The following is a 22,557-nucleotide window of genomic DNA, read 5'->3' as shown; positions in this document are numbered from 1 at the left end:
CACGCTGTCGGGAACGGCCCGAAGGAGCAGCTGGGAGTGCCCGACGCCGTACCGCCAGACCCTGAAGGTCCGATCGGACCTGAACATCACAGCCGAACTCACGGCCGCTCTCGGGCCGTTATTTGAAGGGGTTGGCATCTACCTTACCTCCCTTGTACCAGGTGATCCTGTCCCACGCCTCCGGAGACTGACTGACCTTGTAGAGCTCCCAGTTCGTCAGTTTCTCGAAGCCGCTCGGATCGACCGACTTGCCCGCGCGGGCCGCGGCGACGGGGTCCGTGATCCCGTCCAGGTTGAACGAGATCTTCGCCGTGGACTCCGAAGAAAGGTACGCCTCGAACTTCTTGTACCACGGGCCATTGCCAGGCCAGTCGTGATAGGTCAGGGCTTCGCGTTCCATGGCGAACTCGTCGAGGGCCCATTCGTTCTCGCCCACCGTCTGCAGGCCGAGAGCGATGTGTTCGCACACGGAGCCCGAGTTGTGCACCAGGACCGGGGTACCGCCCGCAAGGACGTAGTACGTGTGGAGGTCGTCGACGGTGAGGTTGTAGGCCGAGTGCAGCCGGTGATAGCGGTGGACGCTGGCCACGACGACGGTCCGGCCGTCGCTGGTGCGCAGGGTCTGGCCGGGCTCGAGGTCGCCGGCGTCGATCCAGTGGTGGGAGCCGGGCGACCAGAAGGGGTGGTGCCGGGTGGCGGTGATCCGTGCGTCGCCGGCGTCGATCGTGATGTCGGCGAAGTCGGTGTCGTCCGGCGTGTAGATCGTGTCGGTGACGGTGCGGCCTTCGGTGCGGCCGCTTTCGGGATCGGTGGCAAGGACCGCGTCGTCGATCCGGACGTCCTGGATCTGCTTGGTCGTTCCGTCTGCCATCAGCACCCGGGTGGTGCCGGGGAAACTGTTGCGCTCGCACGTCTTGCCCAGGATCTTGCCGATCTTGGCGGCAAGCCCGGCGAGGGCCTCGTTGGACAGCCCGTCGAGGGCGCGCAGCGCCTTCCAGGCGTCCGCGTAGCCGATCCCGGTCCTGGCAGCGGCGTCGAGGGCCTTGACGGCACGCGCGATCGGCGCGAGCGCGCCTTCGAGCGGGACGTACGTGGCGAGGCTCCAGGCACAGGCGGACTTGTCGCCGTGCCAGCAGTCCAACAGGTCCTCGGCGAAGAAGGAGAACAGGATCGATCCGGCGACATCACCGAAGAGGCTCTGCCATCCGGCGCGGACGATGTCCTTGCCGGAGAACTCGTGCGTCCAGCCGTCGATCTTGATGTTCTTCAGCGTCGCCCGCTTGAGGAACTCCCACGCCTGCTTCGGGCATCCGTCGGCCGTGGCCTGGGCCTGGTCGTCGGTGCACAGGTAGATGTCGGCCTCGTAGGTGACGACCAGGTCGAACGTCGCGTCACAGCCCACGAACGCGGCGTCCGGCATCCCCGGGCAGGTCCCGATCTGCCGGGAGCTGACGATCTGCACGGTGGACTCGTCCGGCACGGCGAACACGCCCGGGATACCCGTGCCGGTGCCCTGGGACGCCTCCTTGTTGGCCTCCCCCCGTTCCGTCCGGTCGGCCGCTTCCTGAGCTTGTCTGGCGTACTTGTCCGCGTCCTTCGCCGCCTGTTCGGCCTCGGTGGCGGCGGCGTCGGCGCGATCGGCCGCCGCGCGGGCGTCCTTGGCGGCCTGCTCGGCCTGGCCGGCCGCGGAGCGGGCCGCTTCGGCGTCCAGTTCGGCGGCGTCGGCGGAGTCGCGGGCGTCCTTGGCGTAACCCTCGGCGTTGCCCGCGGCCTTGTCGGCGGCTGCCGCGTCCTCGGCGGCCTGCTGGTCGTAGCCGATGGTCCGGGCCAGTGACGCCTGCGCCGCGGCCGCGGCCTTCGCGGCGTCGGCCGCGTAGCCGAGGGCGTCCTTGGCGTAGGTGCGGGCGTCGGCGGCGTACTGGGCGGCGTTGGCCGCGTGCTGGTAGGCCTCCTTGGCGTCGCCCTTGGCCTGGTCGGCGAGGTTCTTCGCCGCGTCGGCCTCGGCGGCGGCGTTCTTGGCGTGCGCGTCCGCGACGGCCTGCTGCTGCTCGGCGATCGTCTTCGACGACTGCCCCGTCAGCACCACCAGACCGGCGGCCGAGTCCGTGTCCACGTACGGCGAGCCGAGTTCCACGGCGTCGTTTGCCGGCGCGGCGACCTGCTGGGCCGACTTGCCGGCGTCGACGGCCGCCTGCGCGGTGACGTGGGCGAACCCCGCGGCCTTCGCCGCCGCCGCGAGCGCGTTGCCGGCCTCCTTGCCGGCGCTGTCGGCCTGGGCCCGGGCGTCCTTCGCGTGCTGCTCGGCCTCGTCGGCCAGTTTCACCGCCGCCGTCGCCTCGGACGCGGCATGCTGTGAGGCCGCGATGGCGTCCGCCACGGCGCTGGTGGCCGTCTTCACCGCCGAGTCCGCCCTCAGCTTGGCGGCTTGCGCCGCGTCCGCGTCAGAACGGGCACGCTTGGCCGCGGCTTCCGCACGCGTCGCCGCGGCGTCCGCGTCGGCCGCGGCCTGCGTGGCGGCGTCCGCCTCCGAACGGGCCCTGCCCGCCGCGGCTTCGGCGTCGTCAGCCGCCGTGTCCGCCTGGTTCGCCGCGGCACGAGCCGCGTCGGCAGCGTCACCGGACTCGAGTTTGTCGGCGTAGGCCTGCTTCGCGTCGGCCTTGGTGCGCGCCGCGTCCGCCCTCTGTTCGGCGTCCCACGCGTCGTCGCGCATGTCCCGGGCGTGGTCCTTGGCCGTGACCGCGTCGTCCCGCCGGTCCTCGGCGGTCTTCTCGGCGGCCTCGGCACGATCCTTGGCGTCCTTCGCCTTCGCCGCCTCGGACTCGGCGTTCTTGCGGTGCTCCAGGGCCTCGGCCCGGCTGGCGGCGGCGTTCTCCTTCTCCGCCTCGGCCGTCTTCTCCTCGGCCTCGGCCGCGAGGCGCTTGGCGTGCGCGTCGGCGGCGGCCGCCTTCGCGTCGCCCTCGGCCTTCACCGCCACGGCGAGTTGGGCCTCCGCGGTCTCCTTGTCCTTCTTGGCGTTGTCGCGATGGACCCTGGCCGCATCGGCCGCGGCCTTGGCCTGCAACTCGGCCGCCTCCGCGGCCTTCTTGCGGAACTCCGCGTTCGACTGCGCCGCCTGTGCCAGGGCGCGCTGCGTGATGGTCGCGCTGTCCCCGGCCGCGGCGCGCGTTGCGGCCTCCGCGGTCTCGCCGGCCTTCTCCAGCGCCTGGAGGGCGGCGGCCGCGCCCTTGATGACCTGGTCCTTCTGCAAACCGACCAGCAGACCCCGGCCCCGCGGAGCACCCGCCGCGTCGGCGATGGCGTAGGCGGCCTGGAGCGCGGTGTCCGACGTGGTCGCGGCCTTCTGCGCCGTGGCCAGCTGCGTCCTGACCACGGCGAGCTGCTTCTTCGCCTCGGCCTGCGCCGCGGTGACGGCCGCCTTGGCCTTGTCCACGTCGGCCTTGGCGGGCGCGCTGCCGGTGTGGGTCTTGGCGACGATCCGGAACTTCTGTGCCGCGGAGCCGTTGCACGCCGACGAGACGGCGTCCTTGCTGTTGTCGAACGCCGGCAGATGCAGGCACTTGCCGGACGCCGCGTTCACCAGCGGACCGGCGTTGCGCACGTCGAACTTCCACTGCTGGGCCTTGGCACTGCCGCAGTCGCGGATCTGGATCTTCGTGCCGTCGGCGGTGCCGCCGTTCAGTACCTCAAGGCACTTGCCCGAGTTGGGGTTGCGCAGGGTTCGGCCGCCGTCGTAAGTGGCCCACATCTGCCACTTCTGGCCGGCCCCGGCGTTACAGGTGTAGACCTGCACGGGGGTGCCGTTGGTCTTGCCGGCACCCTGGACGTCGAGGCACTTGCCGGCCGCGCCCGGCACCTGGATCTCCAGCTCGCCGTCGCCGATCCAGTTGAAGCCGCCCTCGGTGTAGTAGTCCAGCCAGCGGGTCGAGTAGTCCGCGATCCACGACTGCCCCAGCAACTTGCCCAGCGCGAACGTGCCGTCCCGCAGGGCCGTGCCGGCGCTGCTGGAGGCGGCAAGGACCTGGTTGCGCTGGGTGGCCTGCGAAGTGATCTCCTGCTGCCACTCGGCGGACGCCTGCGCCACCTCCTTGCCCAGTACACGGTCGGGGTCGATCGGGTCGTGCCAGGCGCACGACGCGAACCGGGTCTTGAGGTCCTCCACCGCGATACGGAACTCCGGGGTGTCCGGCGTCGGCGCGGTCGTGGGGAAGCCCCCGGAGGCGAGGAAGACACGGGCGTCGTCGGCGAACACCCGCGGGACGAAGATCTCGTTCGGGACCGGGTCGCCGGAGTTCTTCTTCCACAGCTTCCAGGCCTCCTGCTCCTGGCTCGTCCCGCCGTTGGTGTACAGCGGGTCTCCGACCGCGAGAGCGGCCTTCTTCGCCTGGTCGTCCGCCTGCGGTGACGGGTCGTAGAAGGGGGACAGCAGGTCGATCGACTTGAAGTACGACTGGAAGAGCCAGGGCAGCAGCCCCGTCTTGTCGAAGAGGTTCTCCTTCTCGGGGGCCCCGGGATAACTGTCCAGGCCGCTGACGGCGTTGCCCCATGCCTGACGGGTGTCGTCGGTCTTCTTCACCCAGGCGTCGGAGTCGTCGTGGTCCTTCTGCAACGCCTGGGCGAACGCGCCGGTGCCCCAGGTGCGGTCCGCCTTCTGGTGCAACTGGTCCGCCGGCAACGGCAGGGAGGCAGCGGACAGGCCGTACATGTTCGGCCCGCCCCTGCGCAGCCCGTCGGCCATCAGACACTGGTCGAACCGGAGTTGCTCGGCCGCCTTGGCGTCGTACCCGTCGTAGGAGTCGGCGGCCGGAGCGGTGCGCGGGTCACCGGCGACGGCGGAAGCCGGCTGTACCGCCCCGGTCACCAGAAGAGCGAGGGAGAGGACCGCGACGACCGGAGTCGCCAAGCCCGCCATCCATCTGGGGCGTCCGAATTGCCGGCGTATAGGTCTACGCAACACGCGTATCCCTCTCTGTTGGGGTGGCTGCTTCAGGCGCACTCCTGGGAGGGACAGCTCGGGCCCGCGCATGGGCCCTCACATGGTGGTGGCGCTCCCCCCCGTGGACACGCCGAGCACTCCCGGACAAAGGGACTGGTCAGGTCCGTCCAGGAGCGGACGCCACCATAGACATACGGCTGATTCCGATGGCAAGGACGTTAGGGCCAGGGGTAGTTACTGTCGGTAGCCTCGGCGCGGCATGGAGGGGCCGGACGGATCCTGTGCGCAGCCTGTGAGCAACACTTACCGGCCCCTCACCGATTTCACACCCACACCACCCTCCGTAACCTTGAGATCAACATCACAGACGCGGCGAGGACCGTGCCGGGGCGCAAGGCCGCGCCCGTCACGGGCCGTTGGGGCCGTGCTCACCCCGCGCCCCTCCGGCCACGGCCACACCGTGGAAACCAAGTGCGGGCCTGCCGTGGGCCACGGCAGGATGGGTGCATGGAACAACCGCTTGACGTGCCTGAACTCGCCGCCGGTGCCGGCTTCGTGCTGCGGCGATGGCGCCTTTCTGACCTTCCGTTGGTCCGCGAGGCGTCGGAGGACGACTACATCCCGTTGATCACGACGGTGCCCTCGCCCTACACCGAGTCGGCAGGCGTCGCGTTCGTCGAACGGCAGTGGGGCCGGGCGACCACGAGGGCCGGGTACACGTTCGTCATCGCGACCTCCGCCGGCCGGCCGGTCGGCCAGGTGGGACTGTGGTTGGACACCCTCGAACAGGGCCGTGCGTCGCTGGGCTACTGGGTCGTCAAGGCAGCGCGTGGCCAGGGAGCCGCCGTGGCCGCCGTCAGCGCGGTGGCCGGCTGGGCGCTGCGGGATCTGCGGATTCCCCGGCTCGAACTGTGGGTCGAGCCCTGGAACACGGCGTCCGTGCGAACCGCCGAGCGTGCGGGATTCCAACGCGAGGGGCTGCTGCGCGGGTGGCAGCGGGTCGGGGACGAACGCCGGGACATGTTCATGTACTCACTGCTGAACAACGAGCTGTGACGCCGTTGGGCCTGCCGTCGGAAGTACCCGGCATCCGGGACCGGCCGGTGATGCCACGACACCGCATGGCCGGACCCGAGTCCGGCAGCTCGGCGCACCGGTTCACGCCCACCGATCGGATCGGCTCCTCGCCGGATCGTCTGTGACACCTGTGGATAGGGTTACGGCATGTACACACGGGGGCGCAGGCTCAGATTCACAGCGGTGTCGGCCATGGTCGTACTGACCCTGACCGGGTTCTCGTCGACCCACGGCCACCGAAGCCGCAGCCATCACGGCGGTGACGGTGGCGGTTGCAGCAGTTCCCGGCAGGACCACGACAGTTCGACGCCGGCCTCCGGCGGCGACGCCACCCGCCGTTCGCGGCCGACCCGCGCTTCCACCCCGACGCCGTCCTCCTCCGGCGCCACCGCCCGGCCGCAGAAGGACGGCACCGCTGTCCTCGTGCACTGCGCGAGCCCGGAGGACCCCTACGCCACCGTCGAGGTCAGGAACCCGAACGCGAGCGAGAGCCTCTTCACCGTGAAGATCACCTTCAAGGACGGGTACGGCGGCACCATCATCAAGACCTCCGACCAGACGTACGTGTCCGCGAAGGGCACGGCGACCCTGCGCGTGGCCGTCGCCGGCACGGGACGCGTGGACGACATCGAGCACTGCGAGGTCAACCCCAAGGCGGCGGTCGACCGCTAGGGCCTGTCGTTCGGATCATGCCGCGGGCGCGGGGTCTGGCACGCACGTCTGCGGCGTTGTCGTCGGGCGCGGGCTGCCCACCGGTGGCAGTCCTCCTGCGGTGTTCCGACCGGGTACGGCGTGGCCTCCACCGCTCAGAAGGGCGGTGGAGACCACGCCGTAGCACGGGAGTTCACGGCGGCGGGAACAGATCCGTCACTTGATGCCCGTCGTGGCGATCCCCTGGACGATCTGCCGCTGGAAGACCAGGAAGACGGCGACGAGCGGGATGAAGCCGAGGACCGAGGAGGCCATGATCTCGGCGTACTGGGGGCTGCTCGGGTCCACCAGCGAGGCGAGGCCCACCGGGATGGTCTGGGACCTGGTCTGGCTGAGGACCAGCAGTGGCCACAGGAAGGAGTTCCAGGAGGTGATGAAGGTGAGAATCGCGACCGTGGAGACGGCCGGGCGGCAGATCGGCATGCAGACGTTGGCGTAGACCCGCCACCAGCTCGCGCCGTCGATACGCGCCGCCTCGATCAGCGCGGTGGGGATGCCGCGGAAGAACGAGTGGAAGACGAACACCGAGATCGGTGCCGCGACCGACGGCAGGACCAGCGCCCAGAACGTGCCGAGCAGATGGAACGACCGGTACTCGATGAACTGTGGCAGCACCAGCGCCTCGGTCGGCAGCATCAGGCCGGCCGTGACGACGGCCATGACCAGGGCCCGGCCCCTGAAACGCAGGAAGGCCAGCGCGAATCCGGCCATCGAGCAGAAGGCCACCGTGAAGATCACGGCAAGGACCGAGATCACCAGGCTGTTGAGGTACCAGGTGCCGATCGGGTGGCTGTCCCAGGCGGTCGAGTACGCGTCCAGCGACCAGCCGCCGGCGAAGATCGACGCAGGGCTCTGGGTGATGGCGGCGTCGTCGCGCAGCGAGGTGATCAGTGCCCAGACGAAGGGCACCAGCCAGATCAGGGCGAACAGGGTCAGGCACACGGCGCAGAGCCGGTTGAAGAGCTTGGCGCCGTTGACCGCGCCCTTCGGCTCGGCGGTCCGCGGCTGGGTGATGGTGGTCAAGGGGTCCTCCGCTCAGGCCGCGCTGCCGGTCGCGCGACGGCGCCGCAGCCCGTACCAGGCCGCCGAGATCGCGACGATGATGACGAAATACACCATGGTGGCGGCAGCGCCGTAGCCACCGCGGTAGGCGGTGAAGCCGGTGTCGTAGATGTACTCGATGACCGGTCGGGTGGACTGGTTGGGTCCGCCGCCGAGCAGCTGGTAGATCTGGTCGAACACCTTCAGCGAGGCGAGGATCTGCAGGATCAGCACCAGGCTGGTGGTCCGGCCGAGCAGCGGCACCGTGATGTGGCGGATCTGCTGCCAAGGGCTCGCGCCGTCGATCGCCGCCGCCTCGTAGACGTCCGCGGGGACGTCCTGGATCGCGGCGGTGTAGAGGACGAAGTTGAAGCCGAACGTCCACCACACGGTCATCAGCACGACGGCGGTCCAGCCGCCCGAGGTGCTGCCGATGAAGTCCGGTACCGGTAGTCCGACGGCGTCGAAGACCTTCGGGATGAGGCCGATCTGCGGGGTGTACATCCACAGGAAGACCAGGGTGACGACGGAGGACGGCACGACGTACGGCACGAAGAAGGCGATGCGGTAGAAGAGCCGGCCGCGGCGTATCCGCGAGGCGAGGACGGCGACGCCCAGGGCGAGGATCACCAGCGGGGGCGTGGTCAGCAGGGTGAAGAGCACCGAGTGCCACATGCTCTCCCAGAAAAGGGAGTCGGTGAGCACCTCGTGGTAGTTCGACAGGCCGACGAAGTCACCGAGGCCGCTCTTGACGGTGGTGGTGTTGAAGAAGCTCAGGACCACGCCGACGAGCAGCGGGCCGACCAGGAACAGCAGGTAGACGACGAGGAAGGGGGCGGTGAGGAGTCTGCCCGCCCGGCCTTCGGAAGGGGAGGGCCGGTCGGCGGTGAGGTCGGTGCGTGATGCGGCTCGGGCCGGTCGCGCCGGGACGACGGTCGTCATGGTGACTGCCTCCTACTTCATCGTGACCGGCGGTCGGGACGTGGTGTACCGCTTCAGGGCGGAGCGCATCGCGGCGGCCATGCCCTTGGGCGTGATCCGCCCGGCGAGCGCCTCGATGACCGTGCCGCCGATCACGCCCTGGAAGTCCGAGCCGGCGCCGGTGTACCAGGCCACCGGGTCGTACTGGGCGTTGAACGCGGCCTCGACGTAGTTGTGCTGCGGTGACTGCTCGAGGAACGCCTTGCTGCGCTGCGTCGGCAGCCAGGCCGGGATGTGTCCGCCCTCGGCCCACACCGCGCTGCTGTCCAGGAGGCTCCTGACGAACTTCGACGCGTCGCGGGTGCGGGTCTCGTTGCCGCGGTCGTTGCGCGGCAGGACGAGGGCGTGCGAGTCGGCGTACGCCACCGGCTTCGCGCCGAGCAGCGCCGGGAACGGCACGACGTTGAACTTCAGGTTCTTGACCTGCCGGTACGTGGGGATCTGCCACTCGCCGTCGAAGAGGAAGCCGGCTTTGTTGGTGCTGAAGAGGACGTTGGCGCCGGCTCCGGTGAGGTTCTTCGGCATCAGGTCCGGACCGGTCAGGCTCTGCATGAAGGCGACCGTCTCCTGCATCGCCTCGTCGTCGATGGCGATCTTCGTGCCGGAGTCGGTGACGATCGGGCCGGCGAGTCCGGAGTAGATCATGCTGAAGAAGCGCCAGGCCGTGGACGGGTCGGCGGTGATCGACATGACCGAGCCGTACTGGGCTCCGCCCGCGTCCTTCATCGCCTTCACCGCGTCGACGAAGTCCTCCTTGCCCTTGAGAGGCACGAGGTCGTCGCCCGCGGCGTTCAGCAGCCCGGCCTTGCGTGCGATGTCCACGTTGTAATAGAGGACGAAGGGGTGCGTGTCGAGCGGGACCGCGTACACGGTGCCGTCCACGGTGGCCTTCTTCCAGGCCGCCGGGGTGAACTTCTCCTCGGTGACACCCAGCTCGCCGAGGGGGGTCCGCTCGATCGGTTCCAGCAGGCCGGAGGCGGCCAGCAGCGGAAGCCGCGAGAGGTGGGTGATGCCGACGTCCGGCGGCGTGCCGCTCGCGGTGGCCAGTGCGAGCTTCGTGTAGTACGGATTGCCCCAGCCCAGGACGGTCGCCTCGACCGTCGTGCCCGGGTTGGCCTTCTGGAAGGCCTTCTCCATCAGCACCATGTTGGCGCCGTCACCACCGGTGAAGAGGTTCCAGAAGATGACATCCGCCGTGTCCGGTTGCGAGCCCGTCAGACCGGACGCGAGCGGGGAGGAACACGCCGCGAGCCCTCCGGTCAGGGCAAGGCCACCACCGAGGGCAAGAAACCGCCGGCGCGCCATCGCTCCGCTCATAGGGGTATTCACCTCGTTAATTCGATGTGAACTCGATGGCGCAGACCCTCGCACACGATTTGCAACGATGCAATAGACGGTCGGGAAGAAGTCCCCGGGGCCCGCTGCCACCGCCACGGATCACTCCGGTGCGGGCTCGCGCACGGGCTCGCGGCGCGAGGACTCCCGCACGACCAACCGGTACGGCGTGGCCTCCTGGGTGGCCGCCACCACCGCCCCCACCTGCGCGCCCTCGCCCGACGCGGCCTCACCGGACTCCCCCGAGGCCTGCATCTGCTCCTCCAGCAGGGCCAGCGAGCGCTCGGCGATGACGTCGAGATCGGGGGCGACGGAGGTGAGCGGCGGGTGGGTGTAGGCGGACTCCTGGACGGCGTCGATGCCGACGACGGCGACGTCCTCGGGCACCCGCACCCCGGAGGCGTCCAAGGCCCGCAGCGCACCGACGGCGAGCGCGTCGTTGAAGGCGAAGATGGCATCGGGCAGCGGTCCGTCGCCCTCCAGCAGCTCGCGCACGGCCACGTAACCCTGCTCCCTGGTCCAGTCCTCGACCGGTACGACCAGCCAGTTCACCCGCCGCACCCGGGCCGCCGACATCGCCTGCTCGTAGCCCTCGGTGCGCTGGCGGCCGTTCTCGCTGCCGTTGCGGCCGAGCGCGACGATCCAGCGGCAGCCCTGCTCCAGCAGGTGCTCGACCGCGGTGCGCGCGGCCGCCACGTTGTCGATGCCGACCCGCGGGAACTGGTCACCGACGCTGTGCTCACCCAGCATGACCAGCGGAAAGTCTGGCTTCTTGGCGGCGATGTCGGTGGCGGGCAGGGTCAGCGCGCTCAGCAGCACACCGTCGGCGACATTGGTCAGACCGCCCTCGATGATCCGTCGTTCCACCTCGCTGTCGCCCGCGGTCGACTCGACGAGCACCGTGATGCCGCGCCGGCCCGCGGCCCGGATCACCGCCTGGGCCAGCTCGGCGAAGTACGGCTCGGCCAGGAACGGCACCGCGAGGGCGATGAAGCCGGTGCGGCCCGAGCGCAGGCCACGGGCCAGGTAGTCCATGCGGTAGCCCAGCTCGTCGAGCGAGCGCTGCACCTTGGCACGGGTCTCGGGGCTGACGTGCGAGAAGCCGTTGACCACGTTCGACACCGTCCGTACCGACACCCCGGCATGCTCGGCCACGTCCCGCATCCGCACCTTGGCCACTGGGGCCTCCTTCTTCCCGTCGTGCCGGCACTCGGAGCCCGCCGGGTGGCCTCATTCGGCGCCCGGCGGGCTCCCAGAGTCTGCCGCACCGGGGAGCCTCGACTCATCGTCCCATCCCACCCGGACCTTGCATCGATGCAAACGATCACTCATGATGGCAGGGCTTCGATCGTAGAAACGCCTATGCCGGGAATTCCGGAAAGAGGCAGGAGGAGGGTCCGTGAAGGCGAGCGAGCAGGACGGGACGTATCCGAGGCCGATCCTGCGGCGGGAACGGTGGCACAGCCTCGACGGTGCCTGGGAGTTCGGGTACGACGACGCCCGCGAGGGCGAGCGCGACGCGTGGTTCTCCGATGCGGCGACGAAGGCGTTCGACCGGGAGATCACCGTCCCGTTCCCGCCCGAGGCGCCCGCCTCGGGCATCGGGGAGACCGCCGCGCACGCGGTGGTCTGGTACCGCCGGCGCATACCCCACGAGGTCCTCGCCGTCGGCGGCGGCGACCGGTCGCTGGTGCACTTCGGAGCCGTCGACCACCGTGCGAAGGTCTGGCTGGACGGGCGGCTGGTGGCCGAGCACGTGGGCGGCCAGACGCCGTTCACCGCCGATGTCACCGACGCGATGCTGCCCGGCACCGCCGAGCACGTGCTGGTCGTCCGCGCCGAGGACGACCCGGCCGACCTCGCGCAGCCGCGCGGCAAGCAGGACTGGCAGGACCGCCCGCACGCGGTCTGGTACGAGCGGACCACCGGCATCTGGCAGAGCGTGTGGACCGAGACCGTCGCCGCTCGCCACGTCACCGACCTGGCCTGGTTCCCCGACCCGGCACGCGGTGTCGGGGCCGAGATCACCCTGGCCTCGGTGGCGGCCGGCCCGGTGAGCGTGGAGATCGTGCTGAGCCACGACGGCGAGGTGCTCGCCGAGTCCACCACCGCCGTCCGCACTCCGCGCGGCCGCGTCGACCTCGTCGTCCCGGCCCTGCGCAACGGCATCGACCGCGAGGATCTGCTGTGGAGCCCCGAGCGGCCCACCCTGATCGACGCGCGGGTCACCGTCCGCGACGCCGCCACCGCCGAGGTGCTCGACACCGTCGACAGCTACGTCGGCCTGCGCAGCGCCGGCGTCGGCCGGGGCACCTTCCTGCTCAACGACCGTCCCTACTACGTGCGTTCGGTCCTCAACCAGGGCTACCGCCCCGACACCCTCATCGCGAACTCCGGCACCGGCGAACTGCGCCGCGAGGTCGAGCTGATCAAGGCGATGGGCTTCAACGCGGTCCGTATCCACCAGAAGGCCGAGGACCCGCGCTTCCTGTACTGGGCCGACCGGCTCGGTCTGCTGGTGTGGGGCGAGACCGGCGCCGCGTACGAGTACGGCACCGAGGCCGTGGAGCTGCTCACCCGCGAGTGGCTGGACATGGTACGGCGTGACCGCAGCCACCCCTCGATCGTCACCTGGGTGCCGGTCAACGAGAGCTGGGGCTGCTCGGACATCGCCGACGACCCGGCGCAGCAGGCCTACACGGTCGCGCTCGCCAACCTCACCCGCGCGCTGGACCCGACCCGGCCGGTCATGTCCAACGAGGGCTGGGAGCACACCGACAGCGACATCATGGGCGTGCACGACTACTCCTCCGACCCCGAGCTGCTCACCCGTCGCTACGGTGACGCCGCCGGGTTCGAGGAACTGCTGGCCTCGCCGGGTCCGGCCGGGCGGACCCTCTCCCTCCACGCCCGGCAGACGGAGCGCTACCGGGCCGGTGAAGTCCCCCTGATGGTCACCGAGTTCGGCGGTCTGTCGGTGGGCGCCGAGGAGGACGAGTTCTCCTACACGCGGACCAGCTCGGACACGCAGTACGCCGCCCTCCTCGGTGACATCTTCGGAGTGCTGCACAGGAGCCCGATCGTCGCGGGCTTCTGCTACACGCAGTTCATGGACACCGCCCAGGAGACCAACGGCCTCCTCCGCACGGACGGTTCGCCGAAACTGCCGCTGGAGACGATCCGCCGTATCGTCACCGGCACCGGGACCGCCTCCGAGGAGAAGCCCGGGACGCCGGCCGTGGCCGACGGGGTGTAGCGGCCACGGCCCGTCCCCCTACCGGTACGCGACGGCCATGGCGGCGCGGATGCTCCGCGTGGGCGGGGTGATCCGCGGTACGTGGGCGTCGTCGTCCCGGTGCCAGACCGAACGGGTGAGGCGGGTGCCTCCCGCGCTGACCCGGCTCGGCGGTTCGTCCACGCCGAGGAAGGACACGGTCCAGCTGCGGCGGACGGCCTGCCCGGGGAAGGTTCCCCGGGCCGGGTCGATCGTCAGCGGCTGGGTGTCCTGGTGCTCGGTGCGGCGGATCCCGGTGGTCGCCGTACGTCCGGAGCGCGTGGTGCCGTCGTCCTCGCAGACGAGGTGTGGCGGGGCGGGGTGAAGGAGTCCCGCCCGACGGTGTTGGAGGCGGGGCTGTCCTCGAGGTGGCCGTCCCCCGCGTACTCGGTCCGGATCAGCGTCGGTGACAGGACTCGGAAACGGGCGTCCTGCACGGTCACGGTGGGGGGACGGGCGGGCCGGTCCGCGGCGGGATCTCGTCAGGGAAGCTGTCACAGCACTCTCCGTCTCCGGCCCAGCCACGTCTGGGCGACCACCACGACGGCGAGGAACGCCCCGCTGACGACCTGCTGGTAGGCCGAGTCGAGCGAGCCGATCTGGTTGATCACGTTCTGGATGACCTTCAGCAGCAGCACCCCGACGAGCGAGCCGCTGATGAAGCCGAACCCACCGCTGAGCAGTGTGCCGCCGATGACCACGGCCGAGATGGCCTCCAGCTCCATGCCGCTGCCGAGGATCGTCACACCGGACAGCAGCCAGGCCGCGTTGAGGGCGCCGGCGAGCCCGGCGCACAGGCCCGAGAGCGTGTAGACGGAGATCTTCGTACGGGCCACCGGTGCGCCCATCAGGGCTCCCGCGTCCTCGTTGCCGCCGACCGCGTACACGTACTGTCCGAACCTGGTCCGGCGCAGCACGACGGCACCGAGCACGAACAGCGCCACGGTGATCCACACGGGCACGCCGATGCCGCCCAGGGAGCCCTGTCCGAGGGTGGCGAAGAAGGAGTCCTTGTCGACGAGATACGTTCTCGAACCCTCGTCGGTGATGGCGAGCAGGATGCCCCGGGCGCCCAGCATCGCCGCGAGGGTGACGATGAACGGCGGCAGCCGGACATGTGCGATCAGTACTCCGTTGACCAGGCCGATCAGTCCGCAGCCGGCGAGCGGCAGCAGCAGGGCCACCGCCGTTCCGTACTGCGAACCCCAGGCGGCGAGGACGCCGCCGAGGGCGAACAGCGAGCCCACCGACAGGTCGATGCCGCCGGTGACGATCACGAAGGTCATGCCGAGGGCGACCACGGCGAGGAACGCCGAGGACAGCGCCATGTTCTCCAGGTTGTCGCCCGTCAGGAAGGTGTCGAAGCCGAACGACGCCACGGCCATGGCGATCACGAGGGTGACCAGGGCACCGTGTTGCTGAGCGAGCCCGCTCAGCCGCTCGGAACGGTTCGTGCGCCCGGGACCGGCGCCCTTGCGGCTCACGGTGTCGGACGGCATTCCGGCCTCTTCGGTCTGCGTGGTCATCGCCTGCCTCGTTCCCGGGCCGCGTAGACGGCGAGGACGATCACCACGGCCTGGGCGATCTGGGTCCACGACGGCGGCAGATCGTGCTTGATGAGGGTGGTGGTGAGCAGTTGGATGAGCGCGGCACCCGCGACGGTGCCGCCGATGCGTACCCGGCCGCCGCTGAGCGGGGTTCCGCCGACGACCACGGCGGTGATGGCGGACAGTTCCATCAGGGTGCCGAGGGAGGTGGGGTCGCTCGCGGCGAGGCGGGCGGTGGCGAGCACGCCGGCGATCGCGGCGAGGGCGCCGGAGGCGACGTAGACCACGACCAGGACCCGGCGGACCGGGAGCCCGGCGAGCCGGGCCGCCGGGCGGCTGTCGCCCACGGCCAGGACCTGCCGCCCGAAGGTGGTGCGGCGCATCACGAACGCGACCAGCACGGCGAGCGCGGCGGCGATGAGGACCAGGTAGGGCACGCCGAGGACGGCGCCGGAGCCGAGTGCCGCAAGGCCCGGGTCGCGTACGTCTTTCAGCTGGGGCAGCAGGACCAGGGCGAGTCCGCGTCCGGCGACCATCAGGGCGAGGGTGGCGACGATGGGCTGGACGCCCACGAACGCGATCAGCGCACCGTTCGCGAGGCCGATCACGGCGCCCGCGATCACCGCGATCAAGGTGGCGATCCAGGGCCCGTAGCCGAGGTAGAGCGAGAGCAGCGAGGTGGCCAGCGCCATCACGGAGCCCACCGACAGATCGACGCCCTCGGTGCCGATCGCCAGCGCCATGCCCAGGGCGACGATCAGGACGGGGGCGACCTGGACGGCCTGGGTGCGGAAGTTCTCCGCGGAGGCGAAGTGGGGGGTGAAGGCGAAGTTGAAGAGCAGCAGCACCAGGACGCCGGTGTACACGCCGTAGTCCTGGAGCAGGCGCAGCAGCCGGGCACGGTCCAGCGTGCCGCGCCCGAGGGTGAGTTCAGTCATCGCTCTCTCCAGCGGGTACGGCGGCAATGGCGCGCATCAGTTCGCCCTCGGTGACGGCGTCACCGGTCAGCTCACGGACCACGGCGCCGTCCTTGAGGACGACCACGCGGTCGCTGCCCTCGATCAGTTCCTCGGTGTCGGAGGAGATCAGCAGCACGGCGAGGCCGTCGTCGGCGAGTTCGTCGATGAGCGCCTGCACCTCGGCCTTGGCGCCGACGTCGATGCCGCGGGTCGGCTCGTCCAGGAGCAGGACCTTGGGGTGCAGGGCGAGCCAGCGGGCCAGCAGGACCTTCTGCTGGTTGCCGCCGGAGAGTTCGCCGACCTTCTGGTGGGCTCCGGAGGCCTTGATCCGGAGCCGTTTCATGAACGTCTCCACGATCCGGTCGACCCGGGCGTCGTCGACGAGGCCGAACCGGGACAGCCCGGGCAGCGCGGCGAGCGCGATGTTCTCGCGGACCGACAGGCCCGGCATGATGCCCTCGCTCTTGCGGTCCTCCGGCAGCAGGCTGATGCCGGCGCGGATCGCTGCGGCGGTCGAACCGGCCCGTACCGTCACGCCGGCGACGACGACCCGGCCGGTGTCGGTGGGCAGGGCCCCGGCGATGGCCTTCGCGGTCTCACTGCGTCCGGAGCCGAGCAGGCCGCCGAGGCCTACGACCTCGCCGGGGCGGACCGTCAGCGACACGTTCCGCAGGGTGTGGCGTGCCGTCAGATTGCTCGCGGTCAGGACGGGTTCGGCGTCGGTGTCGTGCGAGCCGGTGAACTTGGTCATGCCCTCCGCGCGTACCTCGCCGATCTCCCGGCCGAGCATCATGGCCACCAGCCGCAGCCGGTCGAGGTCGGCGAGCGGGCCGGTGTGCACGACGCGTCCGTCGCGCAGGACGGTGATCGTGTCGCAGAGTTCGTAGAGTTCGTCCATGCGGTGGCTGACGTAGACGACCGCGACGCCGCGCCCGCGCAGCATGCGGATCACCTCGAACAGGGTCTGCACCTCGCGTGGTTCGAGGGAGGAGGTCGGCTCGTCCATGATCACGACGCGGGCGTCGACGGCGACGGCACGGGCCAGCGCGACCATCTGCTGGGCGCCGACGCCGAGTTCACGCAGCGGCCGGTGCACGTCGACCCGGATGCCGAGACCGCGCAGTGCCTCGTCGGCCTCCCGGTGCATGCGCCGGAAGTCGATCAGGCCCAGCCGGTTCAGCGGTTCGCGGCCGAGGAACAGGTTGCGGGCCACGCTCATCAGCGGGACGAGGTTGACCTCCTGGTAGATGGTGGAGATGCCCGCCTGCTGGGCCTGCAGCGGCGTACTGAAACGGACCTGTTCTCCGCCGTACGTGACCTCGCCGCGGTCGGGCCGGTACACCCCGGTGAGCACCTTGATGAGCGTCGACTTGCCCGCGCCGTTCTCGCCGACGAGCGCGTGCACCTCCCCGGCGCGCGCGGTGAAGTCCACGTCGGACAGCGCGCGCACGCCGGGGAAGGTCTTGGACAGCTGGGTGACCGAGAGCACGTCAGTAGGCCTTGCCGAGGTCCGACTGTGCGTTGCTCTTGTCGTAGGCGCTGTCCTTGATGACGATGTCCTGCCCGACCTTCTCGCCCTTGGTGAAGGTGTCGAGGGTCTGGAAGGCGAGCGGCCCGAAGCGCGGGTTGGACTCGATCACCGCGTAGATCCAGCCGTCCACGATGCTCTGTACGGCGTTGCGGGTCCCGTCGATGGTCACGATCTTGACGTCGCCGGGCTTCTTGCCCGCACCCTTGAGGGCGTTGACGGCGCCGAGGCCCATCTCGTCGTTCTCGGCGTAGATCCCGGTGATGCCGGGCTTGGACTGGATGAGGTTCTCGGTGACCGACTGGCCCTTTTCGCGGGCGAACTCACCCGTCTGACGGAACACGATCTTCAGGCCGGGTGCCTTCTCCTTGATGCGGTCCTCGAAGCCCTTGGTGCGTTCGGTGGTCACGTTGTTGCCGGCCGCGCCGAGGAGGATCGCGATCTCGCCCTTGCCGCCGGTCGCCCGGATCATCTGGTCCGCGGCCCGCTTGCCCTGCTCGACGAAGTCGGAGCCGATGAAGCTCACATAGTCCTTGCAGGCCGCCGCGTTGATCTTGCGGTCGATGGTGACGATCGGGATGTGCTTGGCGGCCGCGGTGCGCAGCACCGGCTCCCAGCCGTCGGAGTTGAGCGGAGCGATGACCAGGAGGTCCGCGCCCTTGGCGATGAGGTCCTGGACGTCGCTGATCTGCTTGGAGAACTGTGACTGGGCGTTGGCGGTGAGCAGTTTGACGCCCTCCGCCTTGGCCTCGGCCTTGATGGAGGCGGTCTCCGCGATCCGGAAGGGGTTGGCTTCCTTCTCGGACTGGGAGAAGCCGACGGTGGCGCTCTTCAGATCGAGTTTCTGACCGCCGTAGGCGTCGATGGTGCAGGTCGGGCCGGAGGCGGTGCCGGGCGAGGCGACCACCTGGCCGGCGTCGTCCTGCTTCGAGGCGGAGGGTTTCGCGTCCGAGTCGTCCTCGGACTTGGTGCATCCGGTGGCGAGCGCGAGGCTCGCCACGAGGCCGGCGGCGAGAAGTGTTCGTGCGGAGGTGCGACGGGCAAGTGCGGTGGGCTTCATGAGTGTCCCCAAACGGCACGGCCCCGGAGCTGAGAGCGCTCTCGGGGAGGCTTGCTCTTGCGTCAACTCGGCGAGCTCGTCGTTCAGGGGAGGTTTTTACATCGTTGGAAGGGCCGTGTAAAGCCTTCCGTCCGAAATCTCGTCACCGCCGGCCCAAGGTGCTCTCCCGTTCGACGAGCTCGAACTTCGCGGTCAGTTCGCGTCCGCCGGGCTCCACGCGGCCCGACAGGCTGCGCAGCAGCGAGGCCACGGCCATCTTCGCGATGGCCTGCTTGTCGGGCGACACCGTCGTCAGGGTGACGGCACCGAAACGCCCTTCGGCGATGTCGTCGAAACCCACCACCGCCACGTCCCAGGGCACCCGCAGGCCCCGCTCGTGCAGCACCCGCATCGCCCCGATCGCGATCAGGTCGTTGAAGGCGAAGACGGCGTCCGGACGCACGCCGGAGTCCAGCAACTCGGCCATCGCACGCGCCCCGTCGTCCCGGTCCCAGCCGCCGACCGGCACCACCAGGCTGTCCGGGGCGGGCACCCCGGCCGCCGTCAACTCCGCCCGCCAGCCGTCCAGTCGCAGGTGGGCGGGCTGGTTCACGGAGTCGGTGCGCACACCGAGGTAGGCGATCCGGGTCCGGCCACGGCCCAGCAGATGACGCACCGCGCAGCGGGCAGCCGCCACGTTGTCGATCGCGATGTGGTCGAAGGGCAGGCCGTACACGCGCTCGCCGAGCAGCACCAGCGGTACGTCGCCGGACCGGCCGCGGAGGTCCTCGGCCTCCAGGGTCAGCGGGCTGAGGATCAGCCCGTCGATCACTCCGCCCCGGAATCCCTGGCTGACCAGGATCTCCTGTTCGCGCTCGCCCCGCGTGTGGTCGAGCAGGACGGTGAACTCGTGCTCCGCGGCCGCGTCGATCACGGCGCCGGCCAGCTCCGCGAAGTACGGGTTGCCGAGTTCGGGAACGGCGAGCGCGATGATGCCCGTCCGGCCCTTGCGCAGATGTCGCGCGGTCAGGTTGGGCCGGTAGCCGAGCTCGTCGATCGCCGCCTGCACCCTGGCGCGCATGGCCGGGGTGACGTGCGGATAGTTGTTCACCACGTTGGACACGGTCTTGATCGAAACGCCCGCGCGTTCCGCCACGTCCCTCAGGCTGACCCGCAAGGGATCTCCTCAGCGTCGATGAGTGCCTCGCGTCCCGGGGATTGTCATGCCCCTGGACAGAGGCCGAGAGCCGTGCTCTCATGCCAACTGCCGTTCCTTCCAACGTTGTACAGACTGAAGCAACGAGCCGCCACCCTTCCTCACCCAAGGAGGATTCGTGCGCATCAGACCTCTCGGACAGCGCCTCGCCCTGCTGCTCGCCGCGGCACTGGGCCTCGCCGGCCTCACCGCGGCACCCGCCGCCACCGCGGCCGACGATCCCGTGGAAGTCCACGGCCTCAAGGGCGAGTACTACACCCAGTCCGCCCCCGGCGCCTTCGACTTCGACAAGCTCAAGGCCACCGGGTTCGACCCGAATCTCGACTTCGACACCCTGGAGCCGCGGCTGAATTTCGCCACCGGCCAGTCGGACGACGTCAGCGTCCGCTGGACCGGGAAGATCGTCCCGGAGAAGACCGGGCCGACCACCTTCTCCATCATCGGCGACAACGGCTTCCGGCTCTGGGTCGGCGGGCAGTTGGTCATCGACCACTGGGTGGACGACTGGGACCGCGAACAGACCGGCCAGCCCGTCGAGTTGACGGCCGGCACGGCCTATGACATCAAGGTCGAGTACTTCGAGCACTACGGCGGCTCCAACCTCCATCTGCGCTGGACCCCGCCCGGCGGCGCCAAGACGGCCGTACCGTCGTCCGCGTTCCGCCTGCCCGACGGCTACGACTACGACGGGGCCGTCTCCACCGCGGTCCTGGCGAGCGGCCGTACCCTCGCCCTCGAGTTCGCGCAGCCGCTCGGCGCGCCGCCGGCCGGTCTCGGCGAGCATCTCGACGCCGTGATCGGGGGCGCCACCTGGCCACTGGGCGATGCCCGGCTGGACTCCGCCGACCCCCACAAGCTGCTGATCACGCTGAAGGAGCCCGTCGTCGGGAACAAGACCGGCACCGCGTCCGGTCTCGCCGACGTGCGCTACGACGGTCAAGGCGGCCTGACCGGCACGGATGGCAACGTTGTCGGATCCTTCTGGAGCAGCGGCGCCAACAGGTCGACGTACGAGTTGAGCACCAGATGGGCCGGCAAGGTCGGGCCGGACAACGCCCATCCCGAGTACCCACGGCCCCAACTCACCCGCGACGCCTGGCGGAACCTCAACGGCTCCTGGCAGTTCGCCGCCGCCGCGGCGGGAGAACAGCCGCCGGTGGGCAGGAAGCTCGGCGAGCGGATCCTCGTCCCGTATCCCGTCGAGTCGCAGCTGTCCGGGCTCGAACGGCACGAGGACCGGATGTGGTACCGGCGCACCTTCACCGTCCCGGCCGGCTGGAAGATCGGCTCCGGCAAGAGGCTGCAGCTGAACTTCGGCGCGGTCGACTGGCAGGCGCAGGTGTACGTCAACGGCACCAAGGTGGCCGAACACCAGGGCGGATACGACAAGTTCAGCGCCGACATCACCGACGCGCTGAAGCCCGGCCGCACCCAGGAGCTGATCGTCGGCGTCTACGACCCCACCGACGCGGCCGACGGCGAGAACCCGCCGGTCGGCAAGCAGCGACTGGATCCCAGCGGCATCTGGTACACGCCGACCTCCGGCATCTGGCAGACGGTGTGGCTGGAACCGGTGGCCGCCGACCACGTCGGCCGGCTCAAGCTCACCCCGGACGTCGGCGCCGGCACCCTCACCGTCGAACCGCAGGGCGTCCGCGACGGCCTGCCGGTCACGGCGACGGCCTACCAGGGCAAACGCAAGGTGGCCACCGTCACCGGCCGAAGCGGCGGGCCGCTGACCCTGCGCATCCGCAACCCGCGTCTGTGGTCGCCCGACGACCCGTTCCTCTACGACCTGAAGGTGAGCGTCGGAGCCGATCGTGTCGGCAGCTACTTCGGGATGCGGTCGATCGGGGTCGAGAAGGTGAACGGTGTCCCGCGCACCGTTCTCAACGGCGAGCCGGTCTTCATGATGGCCACCCTGGACCAGGGCTTCTGGCCGGACGGCCTGTACACCGCCCCGACCGACGAGGCGCTCGCCTACGACCTGAAGATGCACAAGAACATGGGCTTCAACGCCGTGCGCAAGCACATCAAGGTCGAACCCGACCGCTGGTTCTACTGGGCCGACCGGCTCGGTCTGATGGTGTGGCAGGACATGCCCGCGATGACGGCCGGAGTGAACCCGTCGGCCCCGGCGCGCGCCGAGTACGAGCGCGAGATGAAGCAGATGATCGACGAGCACTACAGCAGCCCGTCGGTCGTCATGTGGGTCACCTTCAACGAGGGCTGGGGCCAGTACGACATGGCCCGCATCGCCGACCAGGCCAAGTCCTGGGACCCGACCCGGCTGGTCAACTCCATGTCCGGACTCAACCTCGGCGAGGACGGCGGCACCGGCGACATCATGGACGAACACGGCTATCCCAGTCCGGCCCTGCCGCCCCACCCCGACGGCCGGCGTGCCCTGGTCAGCGGTGAGTACGGCGGCCTCGGCCTTGCCGTACCGGGACACGCCTGGTCGGTGCAGCAGTCATACGTCGACGTCGACCCGGCGGCCTACACCGACGACTACCTGGCCAAGCTCGCCGAGGTCCACGCGCTGGCCTGCAAGGGCGGCAACGGCGCGGTGTACACCCAGATCTCGGACGTCGAGGGTGAGCTCAACGGCCTGCTGACGTACGACCGCAAGGTGGTCAAGCCCGACGTCCAACGGCTCAGGAAGGCCCAGCAGGCGCTGATCTCCGACGCCTCACGGGCCACCCCGGCCGGGTGCTCCTGACACCCGCCCGGAATCGGCGAACGCCTCCCCGCGTCGCGCCGAGTCTCCTGCGCCATGAATGAAAGGGGTGCGGTCCGCCGTCGCCCCAACGACCGCGGACCCCACCCCGGGCGGGGAACCGGTTCCCCGGGCGGGTGTGGCCGGCCCGGGCGGGCCTCGGAACCCGCCCCCCCCCCCCCCGCGGGCTACCCCCC

15 protein-coding genes are annotated in these 22,557 nt (G+C 70.1%); 4 read left to right on the top strand and 11 right to left on the bottom strand.

Annotated elements, in window-relative coordinates:
- Positions 1-118: 118 nt before the first annotated feature.
- Positions 119-4,909, bottom strand: a complete 4,791-nt coding sequence (locus ACFXI4_RS24940) for an RICIN domain-containing protein (protein ID WP_384994645.1) — start codon at positions 4,907-4,909, stop codon at positions 119-121.
- Between the two features lie 531 nt (positions 4,910-5,440).
- Here ACFXI4_RS24940 and ACFXI4_RS24935 point away from each other — a divergent pair.
- Positions 5,441-5,989, top strand: coding sequence for a GNAT family N-acetyltransferase (locus ACFXI4_RS24935; RefSeq protein WP_384994642.1), 549 nt, complete (start codon positions 5,441-5,443; stop codon positions 5,987-5,989).
- Between the two features lie 213 nt (positions 5,990-6,202).
- On the top strand, positions 6,203-6,682 hold the full coding sequence (locus ACFXI4_RS24930; protein WP_384994640.1) for a hypothetical protein: 480 nt from the start codon (positions 6,203-6,205) through the stop codon (positions 6,680-6,682).
- A 195-nt stretch (positions 6,683-6,877) separates the two neighbouring features.
- Here the strand turns inward: ACFXI4_RS24930 and ACFXI4_RS24925 are convergent, their stop codons facing one another.
- The 4 genes from ACFXI4_RS24925 to ACFXI4_RS24910 form a co-directional block, all read right to left on the bottom strand.
- On the bottom strand, positions 6,878-7,744 hold the full coding sequence (locus ACFXI4_RS24925; RefSeq protein WP_384994638.1) for a carbohydrate ABC transporter permease: 867 nt from the start codon (positions 7,742-7,744) through the stop codon (positions 6,878-6,880).
- Positions 7,745-7,756: 12 nt separating this feature from the next.
- A complete protein-coding gene (locus tag ACFXI4_RS24920; protein ID WP_384994636.1) occupies positions 7,757-8,704 on the bottom strand; it encodes a carbohydrate ABC transporter permease in 948 nt (315 codons plus the stop codon).
- 12 nt (positions 8,705-8,716) lie between these two features.
- Positions 8,717-10,060, bottom strand: coding sequence for an extracellular solute-binding protein (locus ACFXI4_RS24915; protein ID WP_384994633.1), 1,344 nt, complete (start codon positions 10,058-10,060; stop codon positions 8,717-8,719).
- A gap of 120 nt (positions 10,061-10,180) precedes the next feature.
- On the bottom strand, positions 10,181-11,257 hold the full coding sequence (locus ACFXI4_RS24910) for a LacI family DNA-binding transcriptional regulator (RefSeq protein ID WP_384994631.1): 1,077 nt from the start codon (positions 11,255-11,257) through the stop codon (positions 10,181-10,183).
- 220 nt (positions 11,258-11,477) lie between these two features.
- Between ACFXI4_RS24910 and ACFXI4_RS24905 the strand changes: the two genes are divergently transcribed.
- Positions 11,478-13,334 carry a glycoside hydrolase family 2 protein gene (locus ACFXI4_RS24905; protein ID WP_384994629.1) on the top strand — a complete coding sequence of 619 codons (1,857 nt, stop codon included), beginning with the start codon at positions 11,478-11,480 and terminating at the stop codon, positions 13,332-13,334.
- An 18-nt stretch (positions 13,335-13,352) separates the two neighbouring features.
- Here the strand turns inward: ACFXI4_RS24905 and ACFXI4_RS24900 are convergent, their stop codons facing one another.
- From ACFXI4_RS24900 to ACFXI4_RS24875, 6 genes are all read right to left on the bottom strand, one after another.
- The gene (locus ACFXI4_RS24900; protein ID WP_384994627.1) at positions 13,353-13,496 is read right to left on the bottom strand and encodes a hypothetical protein; all 144 of its coding nucleotides are present in this window, start codon (positions 13,494-13,496) and stop codon (positions 13,353-13,355) included.
- Positions 13,497-13,846: 350 nt separating this feature from the next.
- On the bottom strand, positions 13,847-14,878 hold the full coding sequence (locus ACFXI4_RS24895) for an ABC transporter permease (protein WP_384994625.1): 1,032 nt from the start codon (positions 14,876-14,878) through the stop codon (positions 13,847-13,849).
- On the bottom strand, positions 14,875-15,837 hold the full coding sequence (locus ACFXI4_RS24890; protein WP_384994623.1) for an ABC transporter permease: 963 nt from the start codon (positions 15,835-15,837) through the stop codon (positions 14,875-14,877). Before ACFXI4_RS24890 ends, ACFXI4_RS24895 begins: the two co-directional genes overlap by 4 nt.
- Positions 15,830-17,347 carry a sugar ABC transporter ATP-binding protein gene (locus ACFXI4_RS24885; protein ID WP_384994620.1) on the bottom strand — a complete coding sequence of 506 codons (1,518 nt, stop codon included), beginning with the start codon at positions 17,345-17,347 and terminating at the stop codon, positions 15,830-15,832. Before ACFXI4_RS24885 ends, ACFXI4_RS24890 begins: the two co-directional genes overlap by 8 nt.
- A 1-nt stretch (position 17,348) precedes the next feature.
- A complete protein-coding gene (locus ACFXI4_RS24880) occupies positions 17,349-18,446 on the bottom strand; it encodes an ABC transporter substrate-binding protein (RefSeq protein ID WP_384994617.1) in 1,098 nt (365 codons plus the stop codon).
- A 142-nt stretch (positions 18,447-18,588) separates the two neighbouring features.
- Positions 18,589-19,602 carry a LacI family DNA-binding transcriptional regulator gene (locus tag ACFXI4_RS24875; RefSeq protein ID WP_362725487.1) on the bottom strand — a complete coding sequence of 338 codons (1,014 nt, stop codon included), beginning with the start codon at positions 19,600-19,602 and terminating at the stop codon, positions 18,589-18,591.
- Between the two features lie 157 nt (positions 19,603-19,759).
- Here ACFXI4_RS24875 and ACFXI4_RS24870 point away from each other — a divergent pair, with 157 nt between their 5' ends.
- Entirely contained in the window at positions 19,760-22,363 is a 2,604-nt protein-coding gene (locus ACFXI4_RS24870) for a PA14 domain-containing protein (protein ID WP_384994614.1), read from the top strand.
- The last annotated feature ends 194 nt before the right edge of the window (positions 22,364-22,557 follow it).

Origin of the sequence: Streptomyces sp. NPDC059224 (assembly GCF_042754285.1) — a bacterium.
GTDB lineage: Bacteria > Actinomycetota > Actinomycetes > Streptomycetales > Streptomycetaceae > Streptomyces.
Note: the sequence above shows the minus strand (reverse complement) of the source record. Positions and strands in the feature narration are given on the sequence as shown.

What these genes read in the sequence shown, in the direction of transcription:
- ACFXI4_RS24940 (WP_384994645.1), bottom strand. Translation starts at nt 4,909, where the DNA reads ATGGCGGGCTTGGCGACTCCGGTCGTCGCGGTCCTCTCCCTCGCTCTT.
- ACFXI4_RS24935 (WP_384994642.1), top strand. Translation starts at nt 5,441, where the DNA reads ATGGAACAACCGCTTGACGTGCCTGAACTCGCCGCCGGTGCCGGCTTC.
- ACFXI4_RS24930 (WP_384994640.1), top strand. Translation starts at nt 6,203, where the DNA reads ATGGTCGTACTGACCCTGACCGGGTTCTCGTCGACCCACGGCCACCGA.
- ACFXI4_RS24920 (WP_384994636.1), bottom strand. Translation starts at nt 8,704, where the DNA reads ATGACGACCGTCGTCCCGGCGCGACCGGCCCGAGCCGCATCACGCACC.
- ACFXI4_RS24915 (WP_384994633.1), bottom strand. Translation starts at nt 10,060, where the DNA reads ATGAGCGGAGCGATGGCGCGCCGGCGGTTTCTTGCCCTCGGTGGTGGC.
- ACFXI4_RS24895 (WP_384994625.1), bottom strand. Translation starts at nt 14,878, where the DNA reads ATGACCACGCAGACCGAAGAGGCCGGAATGCCGTCCGACACCGTGAGC.
- ACFXI4_RS24890 (WP_384994623.1), bottom strand. Translation starts at nt 15,837, where the DNA reads ATGACTGAACTCACCCTCGGGCGCGGCACGCTGGACCGTGCCCGGCTG.
- ACFXI4_RS24880 (WP_384994617.1), bottom strand. Translation starts at nt 18,446, where the DNA reads ATGAAGCCCACCGCACTTGCCCGTCGCACCTCCGCACGAACACTTCTC.